Genomic DNA, 13754 nt, shown 5'->3' on the forward strand with positions numbered 1-13754 from the left:
CGCTCGGGGTGGTCATGGGGGTGCTCCTGGGGTGCTCGGGGCCGGCGGCGTGGGTCACCACGGCCGGTCCTGTGGATCGTCCACGAAGACGCGGTAGTCGTTCGGCTCGGCTCCGGTGGCGGGCACGTCCGCCTGGCGGAGCATGTACTCCATGATCGTGGCGGCCGCGACGGACACGTCCCGGGAGCCCTGCTTCGACGGCGGCCGATGCAGGGACACGGACACCACGAAGCGGGGGTCGTCGAGCGGGGCGACGGCGGTGAAGCCGAGGTTGTAGCCGTCGTACGTGCCGGTGTCGCTCGCGGCCTCGGCGGTGGAGGACTTGCCGCCCACGCGATACCCGGGGATCGCGGCGGCCTTGCTGGTGCCCTGCGTCACGACGGTCTCCATCATGCGGAGCATCTGCGCCGCCGTCTCCTCGGAGACCACGCGGTGGGGCTCCGCGGACGACTCCCAGCGCTTCTCCGCGGCGTCGCCGTCCACCGTGGCGTCGATCAGCCGGGCCGGGATCAGCACGCCGCCGTTGGCGAGGGCCTGGTACATCTGGGCGGTGTGCAGGGTGGTCTGGGTGTAGCCCTGGCCGAAGGCCGTGGTCAGGCGCTGGCGGCCGTCCCACTGCTCGGGCGGGACGAGGACGCTGCCCGCCTGCTGCGGCAGGCCGAGGTCGATGGGCTGGCCGACCCCGAAGGAGCGCATGTACTCGTAGCGCTGCTCGTCCGTGATCTTCTCGGCGATCTGCACCGTGCCCGTGTTGTAGGAGCGCGCGTAGATGCCTGCCGCGGTCATGTCGAACGTCGGGTGCGGGGAGAAGTCCCGGATGGTCTGCCCGTCGAAGTCCTGGCTGCTGGGGACGGTGAAGCCGTCCGTGGCGGTGACCTTCCCGGCGTCGACGGCGGCCGCGATCGGCAGCGCCTTGCCCGTGGAGCCCGGCTCGTACGGGGTGCTCATCACGGTGGAGGTGCGGAAGTTCCCCTCGGTGGCGTCGGGGTCGGCGGGGTCCACCGTGGTGGAGTCCGCCATGACGATCACGTCGCCCGTCTTCACGTCCATCACGACGGCGTTCGCCCACTCCGCGTCGTACTCGGCGGCGAGGGCGCCGAGGGTCTCCTGCGCGAACCACTGGGCGTCCTTGTCCACGGTCAGGCGCAGGTCGGCGCCGTCCACGGCCGGAACCTCCTCGAGCGGGGCGTTGGGGATGCGGATGCCGTCCGCGCCCACCTCGAACGTGCGGGTGCCCGGGGTGCCGGTCATGACGTCGTCCTGGCTGAGCTCGAGGCCCTCGAGGGCGGTGCCGTCACCGCCCATGAAGCCGATGATGCTGCCGGCGACCGACCCGTTCGGGTAGGTGCGGCGGTCCACCGCCTCGGAGAGCAGGCCCGGCACGTTGAGCGCCATGGCCTTGTCCCGGACCTCCGGGGTCACGGAGCGACGCACCACGGCGTACGGGCGGGAGCCGATGGTGGCCTCGCGCACCTCCTCCTCCGTCATGCCGAGCACCTCGGCCAGGCTGGCCAGGCGGGAGTCCACGTCCACGAGCACGGTCTCCCGGGCCTCGCGGTCCCATTCGTTGAAGTCCTTGACGAGGCGCTGGTCCACGACGATGTCGTATCGGCGCACGCTGGCGGCCAGCACGTCGCCGTCACGGTCCAGGATGGACCCGCGTTGCGGCAGGGTCTCCTGGTGGGTCAGGCGCTGATCCATGGCCGCCGCGGCCTGCCCCGTGGGGTCGATGCCCTGCACGTAGACGAGCCGCAGCGCGAGCCCGCCGAGCAGGACGAAGACGAGCAGCAGCAGGATGCGGGTGCGCACGGCGGGGTGCCCGGGAGCGGGCCCGACCGTCGATCCGCCGCGGGGAAGGTGCGAGGCGGGACGGTCGATCAACGGTCGGCGGCGTCCTGGTCGGCGGCGGCGGAGGCGTCCGCGCCGCTGAAGGTGCGCGGTCCCTCGATCTCGTCCTGGCCGTCGTCGGACGCCCCCTGGCGGACCGCGTCCGCGTCCGCCGGCGGCGCGACGTAGGTGGCGGAGATGTCGCCGTCCTGGGCCGCCTGGGCCTCGCCGCCGAACTGGCCCGTGCCCGCGTCCACGGAGGCGGTGCCGGCGGGGGCGACCATCCCGAGGGCGTCGGCGCGCGCGGCCAGGTTCTGCGGCGCCTCGAGGTGGCCCACCTGCTCGGCCAGCCGCTCATTGGTCTCGGTGACGGCCTGCTGCTCCTGGCGCAGGTCCAGGAGGGCGTACTGCCGGTTGGACATGGTGATGTTCATGACGAGGACCGCCGCGAGCGCGGCGAGCACCACGAGGACGCACAGCACGGTCACGCCGGAGCGGGATCGGGGCAGCGGGGCGGGCACCACCGAGAGCGGCGTGCGCTCCTGCGGAGCCGGCCGCGCGGGGGCGACGGGGGTCGACCCGGGGCGCAGCGACTCTGCGATCCGTGCGTGTGCGGCCATGCTCATCTCCTCGTGCAGCGTCATGCCGTGGTCCTGGACGTCCTGATCTTCTCAACCGCACGCACTTTCGCGGAGGAGGCGCGACGGTTCTCTGAGATTTCTTCTTCGGTGGGCTTCTCGGTGCCGCGGGTGAGCACCCGCACCACGGGTTCGTGCTCCTCCAGCACCACCGGGAACCCCGGGGGCGCCGTGGACGTGGCCCACGCGCTCAGGTGCCGCTTCGTGATCCGGTCCTCGAGGGAGTGGTAGCTCATCACCACGAGGCGGCCGCCCACGTGGAGGGCGTCGAGGATGGCGGGCACGGCGGCGTCGAGGATGTCGAGCTCCTCGTTCACGGCGATGCGCAGGGCCTGGAAGGTGCGCTTGGCCGGGTGCCCGCCGGTGGCCCCCGCGGCGACGGGGACGGCCGAGCGGATCACCTCGACGAGGCGGCCGGTGGTCTCGATGGGGGCCTCGGCGCGGGCCCGGACGATGGCCCGTGCGATGGGGCCGGCGAAGCGCTCCTCACCGTCGCGACGGATGATCCGGCGCAGCTCCTGCTCGTCCAGCTCCGCCACGAGCGTCGCGGCGGAGCGCTCGGCGGTGTCGTCCATGCGCATGTCCAGCGGAGCGTCGTAGGAGTAGGCGAAGCCACGCTCCCGGTCGTCCAGCTGGTAGGAGGACACGCCGAGGTCGTAGAGCGCGGCGTCGACCTTCGTGACGCCCGCGGCGGCCATGGCCTCGGGCACCCGGTCGTAGGTGCCGTGGAAGGGAATCAGACGGTCGGCGAGGGGGCCGAGGCGCTCGGCGGCCATGGCCTGGGCGTGGACGTCGCGGTCGATGCCGATGACGCGCAGGTGGGGGAACCGGGTCAGCAGGGCCTCGGTGTGCCCGCCCATGCCCAGCGTGCCGTCGACGGCGACGGGCGTGCGGCCGGCCTCGAGCGCGGCCTGGACGGCGGGGGCGAGGAGGTCGACGACGCGGTCCCGCATCACGGGCAGGTGGCGGTCCTCGGGGCGCGGCTGGCCTGCGTCCACTCTCGACCTCCTGCTCACATCGCGGTCCTGGCGGACCTCGGGCGGGATCCCCATCCGTCCGCCGCCGCGCCTGGCCCAGGGGAAGACGGGTCAGGTGCGGCGGCGTCGGCTGGAGGTCGCGCTCGAGGTCGGGTGGTCACGGTCAGAAGACGCCGGGCAGGACGTCCTCGTCGGTCTCGGAGAAGGCGGCTTCCTGCTCGGCGAGGTAGGTGTTCCAGGACTCCGAGTCCCAGATCTCCACCCGCGTCCCCGCGCCGATCACGGTCACGTCCCGGTCCAGCCCCGCGTACTGCCGCAGCGGCGCCGGCACGGTCACCCGACCCTGCTTGTCCGGGACCTCGTCCGACGCCCCCGAGAGGAAGACGCGGATGTAGTCACGGGCCTGGCGGGAGGACAGTGGAGCCGACCTCATCTGCTCGTGGACCCGCTCGAACTCACGAGCGCTGAACACGTAGACGCAGCGCTCCTGACCCCGGGTCAGGACCAGCCCCTCCGCCAGCTCCTCGCGGAACTTGGCGGGGAGGATCAGCCGGGACTTCTCGTCGAGCCGGGGGGTGTACGTGCCCAAGAACACGGCACACCCCCTGGCTCGTCAAGCGGTCCCTCCCGACCAAGGTCGGGACCCATGCTCTCTCCTTCCCTCCACATTACCCCACTTCCCTCCACCCTCAACCCCGGACGCGGGTCCCGGCGCCACGGGCGTGTCGAGGCCCCCCGAGTCCGGCGCGCCATCCCGCGGGTCCCGGGACCGGTGTCGCCGTGGAGGGACGTGGAGGACCGGTGGGCCCCGGTGGAGGGCCGCGGCGACGACGGAGCCTCGGGCAGCGGAAAGGCCCCGATCCGGAGCGGATCGGGGCCTGGAGTGGAGGATAGTGGGGGCCCGGCGGGCCAGGCGCTCAGTCGCCTCCGGCGCGCCGCTCGTCCCAGCGCCGCTCGAGGCGGCCCATGAAGTCGCCGCCTCCCTGCCGTCGCGGTGCGCCCGACCGGCGGGCCTCCGGGCCCGAGGCCCCGGAGGCGACAGCGCGCGGCCGCGTGGTCAGCAGGAAGATGCCGGCCCCGATGACGACGACGCCGAGCACGCCCAGGAGGATCGCGTGGTTGGCGACCCCGAGGACCACGACGAGCAGCCCGACCACGGCGAGGACGGCCCCGGCCACGACGCGACCCACGGGCAGCCGATGCCGCCCCGTGTCCGCCATCTGGGTGGCCAGCCGGGGGTCCTCGGTGCGCAGCTGCTGCTCCAGCTGGTCCAGCATCCGCTGCTCATGCTCTGAGAGGGGCATGGCGACTCCTTCGAACGCGGCCTCCGACACCTCCGGGACCGGGAGGGGACGCCCGCGCGTCCGACTTGCCCTCCAGGATAGGACCTGCCGCCCCACCCTAGCCAGGTGGCGACGTCGCCGGCCCCGGAACCCCTCACTCCCGATCCGGGCCTCCGGGGCCCGGCCGCGGCGCGTCCCGGCGGGCGTCGGCGCGGGCCTCGCGTCGTCCCAGCAGCGACGCCGGCCGCACGGCCGCCGTCGGGAAGCGCCGGGCGACGGCGTCCAAGGCGGCCTCGGCACCGGCCCAGTCGCCCTCCTCCGACGCCTCGTCCTCCGTCCCCCAGGCGGGACCGCCGAAGAGCGCCTCCTGGGCCGGAGGCTGATCGGCCTCGCCCCCGAGGCGCTCGGCGCGCACGCCCACGAGCCGGATCGGATGCGGCCGTTCGGCGTGCAGCTCGCGGACGAGCCGCCGCGCCGGGCCGAGGAGGTCGTGGCCCGTGGCGGTCGGCCGGGCGAGGCGGGCGGTGCGGCTGCGGACCGACCCGTCCGGCGCCTTGAGGCGGACCGTGACCGCGCCGGCGGTGACCCCCTCCGCGCGCAGCCGGGCCGCGACCCGGTGACACAGGCGCAGGACCTCCGGGTCGACGCCCGCGACGTCGACGGGGTCGACGTCGAAGGTGTGGTCCGCGCCGATGCTGCGGGCCGCCGGGCGCGGGGCGACGGGGCGCGGGTCGATGCCCCGGGCGAGCGACGCCCACTCCCGGCCGGCGGCCCCGAACGACGCCTCCAGCCGCGCGGGGTCCACCCGGGCGAGGTCACCGATGGTCGCCACCCCCCGCCGGGCGAGCCGCTCGGCCGCCTTGGGGCCCACGCCCCACAGCCGGCCCACGGGCAGCGGATGGAGGAAGTCCAGGGTGCGCTGCGGCGGCACGATCAGCAGGCCGTCGGGCTTGGCCGCGGTGGACGCCGTCTTGGCCACGAACTTCACGGCCGAGCCGCCCACGGTGCACGGCAGCCCCAGCGCGGAGCGGACGCGCTCCCGGATCAGGTGGCCGATGTGCTCGGGCGGGCCGAGCCGGCGGCGGGCGCCGGCGACGTCGAGGAACGCCTCGTCCACGCTGAGCTGCTCCATCACGGGGGTCACGTCCGCGAGCACGGCCATCACCTCGGCGGAGACGGCCCGGTAGAGCTGCTGGCGCGGCGGGATGACCACGAGGGGCGGGCACAGGGCGCGGGCGTGCGCCAAGGGCATCGCCGAGCGGACCCCGTAGGCCCGCGCCGCGTACGAGGCGGAGAGCACCACGGACCGGCCGCTCGGGGCGGCGACGGCGGCGGGACGCCCCTCGAGGTCGGGCTGTTCGCGCAGCTCGACGGACAGGAAGAACGCGTCCATGTCCACGTGGAGGATCGTCGCCTCCTCGCGGGGTGCAGCGGGCGCGGTCTCGGACATGGACCGAGCCTATCCGGGACCGGCGATCCGTCGCGCGGCGCGGCTAGGTGTAGGAGGGCATGACGTTGTTGACTCGGGCCGGTGCCAACGAGGCCGGAGGAGCGTCTCCGCAGGAGGTATGAGGCCGATGATAGTTGTAGTGGTTCACCCACACCGCCAGGGCCTCACGCCGAGCTTGCTCTGAGGAGTACGGGCGGGCGTAGAGGACCTCATCGACCATCAGCCGGTTGTACCGCTCGACCTTTCCGTTATGGCGCGGGGTGTAGGGGCGGATCCGGTGATGCCGGCCCCCGAGCGAGACCACCTTCGCGGTGAAGTCCGCAGCCCGATAGTTGTTCCCGTTGTCCGTGATCACCCGGTCCACGGTGATGCCGTGGGCGGCGAAGAACGCCCGCGCCCGGCAGTAGAAGCTCACGGTCGTGGCCGCCCGCTCGTCCTCCAACGCCTCGGTGTAGGCCAGGCGGGTGTACCCGTCGATCGCCGAGTGCAGGTAGGTGTAGCCGACCCGCCGGCCAGGCCCGCGCTTGGAAGCACGGCCTGCTTCACTTTCACGTCCGTGGGTGCGCCAGCCGCCCCCGTCTGGGATCTTCCCGATCTTCTTCACATCCAGGTGCACCATGTGCCCCGGCCCTCTCGCGGTGATCTTCTGGGGTCGTTGGCGCAGGTCTTCTCCGGCCGGGGTCAGGTCCCGTAGGCGGGAGATCCCGAGTCGGTGCAGCCACCGTCCCACGGTACGAAGACACACCCGGTGGCCCTCGGAGACGAGGTGGTGATGGATGCGCCGTGCGGACCACTTGCGCTCCCGCCGCAGGGCGTGGATCTGGGCGACCAAGACCGGATCGAGCTGGGCAGGTGAACGGTGCGGCCGGCTGGGCAGGTCCTGAAGGCCGGCTTCTCCCTGGGCGCGGTAGCGGGCGACCCAAGTGGCCACCGTGGGCCGGCTCACCCGGAACTCGGCGGCCACGTGCGCCTGCGGGATCCCGTCGTGCAGGTGGCGGTGGACCATCCTGAGACGGCCGGTCGGGGTCAGGGGTGCGTTAGCGTGAGTCATGAGTGGGTCTTCTCGGGCAGGTCGGTGGTGTAGGAACTTCCATCCTGCGGGAGAGGCCCACTCGTCTCATCTCAGCCCGGTACCCATGTCAAGAACCTCATGACCCACAACAGCTAGGGTGGGGCCATGCCCGCCGACGTCGCCGTCCCCCGCCCCCGTCCCGCCGACCAGGACCGCTTCCGCGCCGCCGTCGCCGACGCCCTCGACCGCCTGCTGGCGGAGCACCGGGACCTCGCCCGGGACGTCCACCCGCTGACCGCGCCCCTCGTGGACGCGATCGCGGACCTGACCGCGGGCGGCAAGCGCCTGCGCGCCGTCCTGGCCTGGCTCGGCTGGCGGGCGGCCGGTGGCGAGGCGGAGGACCCCCGCATCGCCGAGGCGGGGGCGGCGTTCGAGCTGTTCCAGGCCGCGGCGCTGATCCACGACGACATCCTGGACCGCTCGGACACCCGCCGCGGGATGCCCAGCGTGCACCGCCGCTTCGAGTCCCTCCACCGGGAGGCGGGCTGGCGGCACGCCGCGGAGCACTTCGGCGTCTCCGCCGCGATCCTCGCCGGCGACGTCGCGCTGGGGATGAGCGAGACGGCCTTCGCGCGCGTGCTCGCCGGCACGCCCCGGGAGGACCGGGCGCGGGTCGAGCTCGAGCGGATGCGCTTCGGCGTGATGGCGGGTCAGTACCTCGACGTGGTGGCCGAGATGGCCCCGGCGGCGCGCGACGCCCGCGAGGCCGAGGCGGCCGCCGAGGCGGTGGTGGAGCACAAGTCGGCGCGCTATTCGGCGGTGCACCCGCTCGCCCTCGGGGGGCTGCTGGCGGGGGCGGACGACGGGCTGGTGACCGCGTTCGCCCGGGTGTCGCTGCCGTTCGGCATGGCCTTCCAGTACCGGGACGATCTGCTCGGCGTGTTCGGCGACCCGGCGACCACGGGCAAGCCCGCGGGCGACGACCTGCGGGAGGGCAAGCAGACCGTGCTCATCGCCCGCGCCGTCGAGCTGCTCGCCCCGGACGAGGCCGCCGCGCTCGACGCGGACCTCGGCGACCCGGACCTCGGCGCGGACCGGGTGGCCCACTGGCAGGCCGTCCTCGAGGCGTGCGGCGCACGCCGGGCCGTCGAAGAGCGGGTCGCGGCGCTCTCGCACGAGGCGGCCGGGGCCGTGGCGGGCCTGCTCGCGCACGGCGTCCCCGAGGACGTGAGCGCCGAGCTCACGCGGCTGATCGACGCCTACACGTCGCGCCGCCACTGAGCGGCACGGACCCCGCGGGCGGATGACCGCCCGCGGGGCCGGCTCACCAGGCCAGGGCCTGGGCGCGGCGCCGGATCTCGGTCTTCCGGCCGTCCCGGAGTGCGTCGATGGGCCGGCCGGGCAACGACTCGTCCTCGGTGAACAGCCAACGGAGGGCCTCCTCGTCGGAGAAGCCGGCGTCGGCCAGCAGCACGAGCGTGCCCTGCAGGGAGTCGAGCACGCCGGTCTCGGTGAGGAACAGGGCCGGCACGGACCGCACCGCGGGCTCGGGACGACGCACGGCCAGCAGGCGGCGATCATGCACGAGGTTGTGGACGCGGGTCACGCGCTGGTCGAGGCGCTCCGCCACGTCGGGCACGGAGAGCCACTCGCCCACGAGGGCGTCGAGCTCGGCGGGGATCGCGTCAGCGGGGACCGGGGTGTCGGAGGAAGTGGTGCTCACGGGCGCCAGCCTACGTGGCCGCCGACGGGCCCGGCCCACCGCGCCCCGGACGGCATGGATCTCGGTATGGTCACGAAGATCACATTCCGATAACATCGCCGAGGCTCCACGGCCGGGCGCCGACGTCGTCGGTCGACCGCGGGGGCCACGGGTCCCACCCGTCACTTCCCCGTCGTGTTCCATCCGTCCGATCCGATGCCGAGGTCTGCCGTGTCCCACACCCCCGTCCGCTCCCGCCGCCTGCGCTCCGCCCTGACCGGCGGTGCGGTGCCCCTGCTGCTGCTCACCGGTCTGCCCGCCCAGGCCCACGCCCAGGAGGCGGCGCTGCACACCGTGCGCCCGGGCGACACCCTCACCCGGATCTCGGCCGCCCGCGGCGTCTCCGTCGCCGACCTGCTGCGGTTCAACGGCCTGGGCCTGGAGACCGTGCTCTACCCGGGTGACGAGCTCCGCCTGACCGGCGAGGCGGCCCCGGCCCCGGCCGCCGGGACCTACACGGTGCAGCCGAACGACGGGTGGTGGATCATCGCCCGCCGCACCGGCGTCTCCGCCGAGCAGCTGCAGCGCCTCAACGGCATGAGCGCGTCGAGCATGCTCCACCCGGGCATGGTCCTCACCACGCAGCGCACGGCCCCCGCGCCGAAGGCCCCCACGTCGACCACCCCGGCCACGACCCCGGCCTCCGCGCCGGCGTCGACGGCCCCGGCGGCGGCCGGCGGGACGGTCCGGTACACCGTGGTCTCCGGCGACTCCCTCTGGGGGATCTCCCAGCGGTTCGAGGTCTCCATCCCCCGTCTGCGCGAGCTCAACGGCCTGACGCGGGCCTCGACGCTGCACCCCGGCGACGTGCTCGTGATCTCCGACGGCACCCTCGAGGTGGAGCCGGTTTCCGCCGTCCAGCTGGTCGGCGACACCTTCCTCGGGCGCACCTACGCGCCGCACGTCACGGCCTCGGCGAACGAGAACCTGCGCCTGCTGCGCTCCGTCCCGCAGCCCACCCCCGAGCAGATGCAGCAGATCGTCCGCGAGACCGCCGAGCGGATGGGCGTGGACCCCCGTCTGGCCCTGGGCCACGCGTACACCGAGTCCCGCTTCCGCATGGCCTCGGTCTCCCCCGGCAACGCCGTGGGGGCGATGCAGGTCATCCCGATCACGGGCGAGTTCGCCTCGGAGCTGGTGGGTCGCGAGCTGAACCTGCTGGACCCCTACGACAACGCGGTGGCCGGCGTCGCGTTCATCAAGTACGTGCAGGACCGCACCCCCACGCTCGATGAGGGCATCGGGGCCTACTACCAGGGCCTCGGCGGAGTGCTGGACAGCGGCCTGAACCCGGAGGCACGGGACTACGTGGCCAAGGTGCGCGCCGCGATGGCGATGTTCTGATCCGCCGGCGGCGGACCGCCCCGAGGGGGTCCGCCGCCTGTCCTACCCTGGGACGATGAGCAGCGCACGCCGGGACCCCCTCGTGGGGGACATCGTCGACGGCCGCTACCGGGTCGTCGAGCGGCTGGCCCGGGGCGGCATGTCCACCGTCTACCTGGCCGTGGACGAGCGTCTCGACCGCCAGGTGGCGCTCAAGGTCATGCACCCGCACCTGGCGGAGGACCCCGTCCTCGTCGGCCGGTTCGAGCAGGAGGCCAAGACGGCGGCGCGGCTGTCCCATCCGCACGTCGTCGCGGTCCTGGACCAGGGCCACACCGAGGCCGAGGACGGCGACGTGCTGGCCTACCTCGTGATGGAGCACGTGCCCGGCCGCACGCTGCGCACCGTCATCCGGGACCGGGCCCCGCTCTCGCCCCGGGAGGCGCTGCGGTTCCTGCGTCCGCTCGTCGACGGCCTGGCCGCCGCGCACCGCGCCGGGCTGGTGCACCGGGACGTGAAGCCCGAGAACGTGCTCGTCCGCGACGACGGCCGGGTGACGGTCGCGGACTTCGGCCTGTCCCGCGCCGCCACGGCCCACACCCTGGCCGGGCAGGCCGTCGTGGGCACGCCCGCCTACCTCGCCCCCGAGCACATCGCCGGGGCGCCCGCCGACGCCCGCTCCGACGTGTACGCCGTGGGCATCATCCTGTTCGAGCTGCTCACGGGCCGCCAGCCGTACACCGCGGCGACCGCGCTGCAGGTCGCCTACCGACACGTCCACGAGCGGGTCCCCGTGCCGTCCACGCTGCACCCCGGGCTCCCCGAGGACCTCGACGACCTCGTGCTGTGGTGCACCGAGCCGGACCCGGCCGACCGGCCCGCCGGTGCCGGCGAGCTCCTGCACCGCATCGACGCCGTGGCGGCGGGCCTGGACGCCGACGAACCGGACCGCCACCCCGCCGAGGGCCCGGATGCGGAGCCGGCGGTGGGCGCCCCCGCCGCCGATGGCCCCGAGGACGCAGCCCCGGACGGGAACCTGGAGACCCGGGCCCTCGACGCCGGCGACCACCACGCGACGCGCCTGCTCCCCGCCCTGGCCGAGTCCGACCTCGACGAGGACATGACCGACGTCATCGACACCCGTGTGGCGACGCACGGGGGCGACCCGCGGCCCGCCGCGCACCCGGCGGAGCCGATCGGCCCGCTCGGGCTCGACCCCGCTCCGGCGGACCGGCATCCGGGGCGCAGCTCCCAGCGGCGGCTGCGTCGGGCGGCCCGCCGTCCCGCGCTCGACCTCGGCCAGGGCACCGGCCGGGCCGCCGCGATCGGCGCGGCCGTGACCCTGCTGCTCACCGGCGTCGCCCTGCTGCTGGGCTGGACGCTGGGCTCCGGCGGCCTCGGAGTCGGCGGCGTGGCGGTGGTCCCCGACCTCGACGGGCTGGCCCGGGAGGCGGCGGAGGAACGGCTGACCGCCGCGGGCTTCACCGCGGCGGTCACGGCCCGGCACGACGAACTCCGCACGGAGGGCACGGTCGTCGCCAGCTCGCCCGCGGCCGGGGAGCCGGCGGGGCGCGGCACCCCCGTCGAGCTCACCGTCTCCGCCGGCCCCGCGCCGGTGCCGGTGCCGGACCTGACCGGCGTCGTGATCCGGCGGGCCCACGGCGTGGCCCGGGACGCCCGATTCACCGTGGAGGTCGCGGAGCGCCGCACCGATCCCGCAGTGCCGGCCGGGGCCGTGATCGAGCAGCACCCGGCCCCCGGCGAGCAGGCGACGCCGGGCACCGCGGTCCGCGTGGTGCTCTCCGAAGGCCGCGCCGTGCGCCCGGTGCCGGACGTGACCGGGCAGGATCCGGAGATGGCGGGCACGACGCTGGCGGACGACGGCTGGGACGCCCGCGTGCATCGCCTGCCGCTGCCGCTCTCCGGCCGGGGCGAGTCCCGGGTCCTGCACCAGTCCCCCGCCGCCGGGACCGCCCTGCCCGAGGGCACCGCGGTCCACGTCTGGGTCGGCTGAGCCGGGGCGTGCCCGGCCGCGCGGTCAGGCCCGCGGCGCGCGGCGCTCGGGGTGGGAGAGGGCCTCGGTGACCTTGAACGCCATCTCCAGGGACTGCTGGTGGTTCAGCCGCGGGTCGCACAGCGTCTCGTAGCGGGCGTCGAAGTCGGCCTCGTTGATCGGGTCGGAGCCGCCCAGGCACTCGGCGACGTCGTCGCCGGTCAGCTCGACGTGCATGCCGCCCGGGTGCGTGCCGAGCTCGCGGTGCACCTCGAAGAAGCCGCTGACCTCGTCCATCACGTCCTCGAACCGGCGGGTCTTGTAGCCGTTGGCCGCGGTCACGGTGTTGCCGTGCATGGGGTCGGTGACCCACACCGGCTCCAGCCCCGCGTCCCGGACGCCCTCGACGATGCCGGGGAGCACGTCCCGGATCCGCTCCGCACCCATGCGGGTGATGAAGGTCAGGCGGCCCGGCTCGCGCTCCGGGTCCAGCCGCTCGGCGAGCTCGAGCGCGTCCGCGACCGTGGTGGTCGGGCCGAGCTTCACGCCGATCGGGTTGCGGACCCGGGAGAGGAAGTCGACGTGGGCGCCGTCCACCTGGCGGGTGCGCTCGCCGATCCACAGGAAGTGGGCGCTCGTGGCGTAGGGGTCGCCGCTGCGCGAGTCCACGCGGGTCAGGGCGCGTTCGTAGTCGAGCAGGAGCGCCTCGTGGGCCGAGTAGAACTCGGTGCGGCGCATGGCCTCGAAGTCCACGCCCGCGGCGTTCATGAAGCGGACCGCGCGGTCGATCTCGGCGGCCATCTCCTCGTACTGGGCGTAGGCCGGGTTGGCCATGAAGCCCTGGTTCCACTGGTGCACGCTGCGCAGATCGGCGAAGCCGCCCTGGGTGAAGGCGCGGACCAGATTCAGGGTGGAGGCGGAGGTGTGGTACGCCTGCACCATCCGTCGGGCGTCGTGCCGGCGTGCCTGCTCGGTGAACTCGTAGCCGTTCACGATCTCGCCGCGGAAGCTGGGCAGGGTGACGCCGCCGCGGGTCTCCGTGTCCGAGGACCGCGGCTTGGCGAACTGGCCGGCGATCCGGCCCATCTTCACGACGGGCATGGAGGCGCCGTAGGTCAGCACCGCGGCCATCTGCAGGATGGTCTTCACCCGGGCGCTGATCCGGTTGGCGGTGGACCCGGCGAACGTCTCGGCGCAGTCGCCGCCCTGCAGGAGGAACGCGCGGCCCTGGGCGACGTCGGCCAGACGGGCGCCCAGCAGGTCGACCTCGCCCGCGAAGACGAGCGGGGGCAGGGCGCTCAGCTCGGCGACGGCGGCGCGGTGATCGGCCTCGTCCGCCCAGGACGGCGCCTGCGCGATCGGCAGCGAGCGCCAGTGGTCCAGGCCGGGGATGTCGGCGGCGCCCTCCGAGATGGCGGTGCCGAAGGCCAGGATCTTCTCGCGGGGGTCTTCAGTCATGTGCACCAGGCTAGGGGCCGCGTGCCGCGCC

At 74.4% G+C, this 13754-nt stretch carries 12 protein-coding genes; 3 read left to right on the forward strand and 9 right to left on the reverse strand.

Annotated elements, in window-relative coordinates:
- Positions 1–54 precede the first annotated feature (54 nt).
- The 7 genes from CITRIK5_RS05495 to CITRIK5_RS05525 form a co-directional block, all read right to left on the reverse strand.
- Positions 55–1809 (reverse strand): penicillin-binding protein 2, encoded by a 1755-nt coding sequence (locus CITRIK5_RS05495; protein ID WP_236557146.1) that lies wholly within the window; start codon positions 1807–1809, stop codon positions 55–57.
- Positions 1810–1877: 68 nt separating this feature from the next.
- Positions 1878–2471 (reverse strand): hypothetical protein, encoded by a 594-nt coding sequence (locus CITRIK5_RS05500; protein ID WP_065573179.1) that lies wholly within the window; start codon positions 2469–2471, stop codon positions 1878–1880.
- Positions 2468–3463, reverse strand: a complete 996-nt coding sequence (gene rsmH / locus CITRIK5_RS05505; RefSeq protein WP_095694689.1) for a 16S rRNA (cytosine(1402)-N(4))-methyltransferase RsmH — start codon at positions 3461–3463, stop codon at positions 2468–2470. The genes CITRIK5_RS05500 and rsmH overlap by 4 nt, the downstream gene beginning before the upstream one ends.
- Before the next feature lie 142 nt (positions 3464–3605).
- On the reverse strand, positions 3606–4037 hold the full coding sequence (gene mraZ, locus CITRIK5_RS05510) for a division/cell wall cluster transcriptional repressor MraZ (RefSeq protein WP_044659496.1): 432 nt from the start codon (positions 4035–4037) through the stop codon (positions 3606–3608).
- A 322-nt stretch (positions 4038–4359) separates the two neighbouring features.
- Positions 4360–4746 (reverse strand): DUF3040 domain-containing protein, encoded by a 387-nt coding sequence (locus tag CITRIK5_RS05515; protein ID WP_012750919.1) that lies wholly within the window; start codon positions 4744–4746, stop codon positions 4360–4362.
- A gap of 133 nt (positions 4747–4879) precedes the next feature.
- Positions 4880–6175, reverse strand: a complete 1296-nt coding sequence (gene dinB, locus CITRIK5_RS05520) for a DNA polymerase IV (RefSeq protein WP_095694690.1) — start codon at positions 6173–6175, stop codon at positions 4880–4882.
- 43 nt (positions 6176–6218) lie between these two features.
- Positions 6219–7226 (reverse strand): IS481 family transposase, encoded by a 1008-nt coding sequence (locus tag CITRIK5_RS05525; protein ID WP_159833221.1) that lies wholly within the window; start codon positions 7224–7226, stop codon positions 6219–6221.
- Positions 7227–7352: 126 nt separating this feature from the next.
- Between CITRIK5_RS05525 and CITRIK5_RS05530 the strand changes: the two genes are divergently transcribed.
- A complete protein-coding gene (locus CITRIK5_RS05530) occupies positions 7353–8468 on the forward strand; it encodes a polyprenyl synthetase family protein (RefSeq protein WP_095694691.1) in 1116 nt (371 codons plus the stop codon).
- A 43-nt stretch (positions 8469–8511) separates the two neighbouring features.
- Here the strand turns inward: CITRIK5_RS05530 and CITRIK5_RS05535 are convergent, their stop codons facing one another.
- Entirely contained in the window at positions 8512–8910 is a 399-nt protein-coding gene (locus CITRIK5_RS05535; RefSeq protein ID WP_049158988.1) for an Rv2175c family DNA-binding protein, read from the reverse strand.
- Positions 8911–9120: 210 nt separating this feature from the next.
- Here CITRIK5_RS05535 and CITRIK5_RS05540 point away from each other — a divergent pair, with 210 nt between their 5' ends.
- Positions 9121–10293 carry a LysM peptidoglycan-binding domain-containing protein gene (locus CITRIK5_RS05540; protein ID WP_060974299.1) on the forward strand — a complete coding sequence of 391 codons (1173 nt, stop codon included), beginning with the start codon at positions 9121–9123 and terminating at the stop codon, positions 10291–10293.
- 55 nt (positions 10294–10348) lie between these two features.
- Entirely contained in the window at positions 10349–12286 is a 1938-nt protein-coding gene (pknB, locus tag CITRIK5_RS05545; RefSeq protein WP_236557147.1) for a Stk1 family PASTA domain-containing Ser/Thr kinase, read from the forward strand.
- 24 nt (positions 12287–12310) lie between these two features.
- Here the strand turns inward: pknB and CITRIK5_RS05550 are convergent, their stop codons facing one another.
- Entirely contained in the window at positions 12311–13723 is a 1413-nt protein-coding gene (locus tag CITRIK5_RS05550) for a class II 3-deoxy-7-phosphoheptulonate synthase (protein WP_159833223.1), read from the reverse strand.
- Between the last annotated feature and the right edge of the window lie 31 nt (positions 13724–13754).

It is taken from the genome of Micrococcus sp. 116 (genome assembly GCF_902506395.1).
In the GTDB taxonomy this organism is placed as follows: Bacteria; Actinomycetota; Actinomycetes; order Actinomycetales; family Micrococcaceae; genus Micrococcus; species Micrococcus luteus.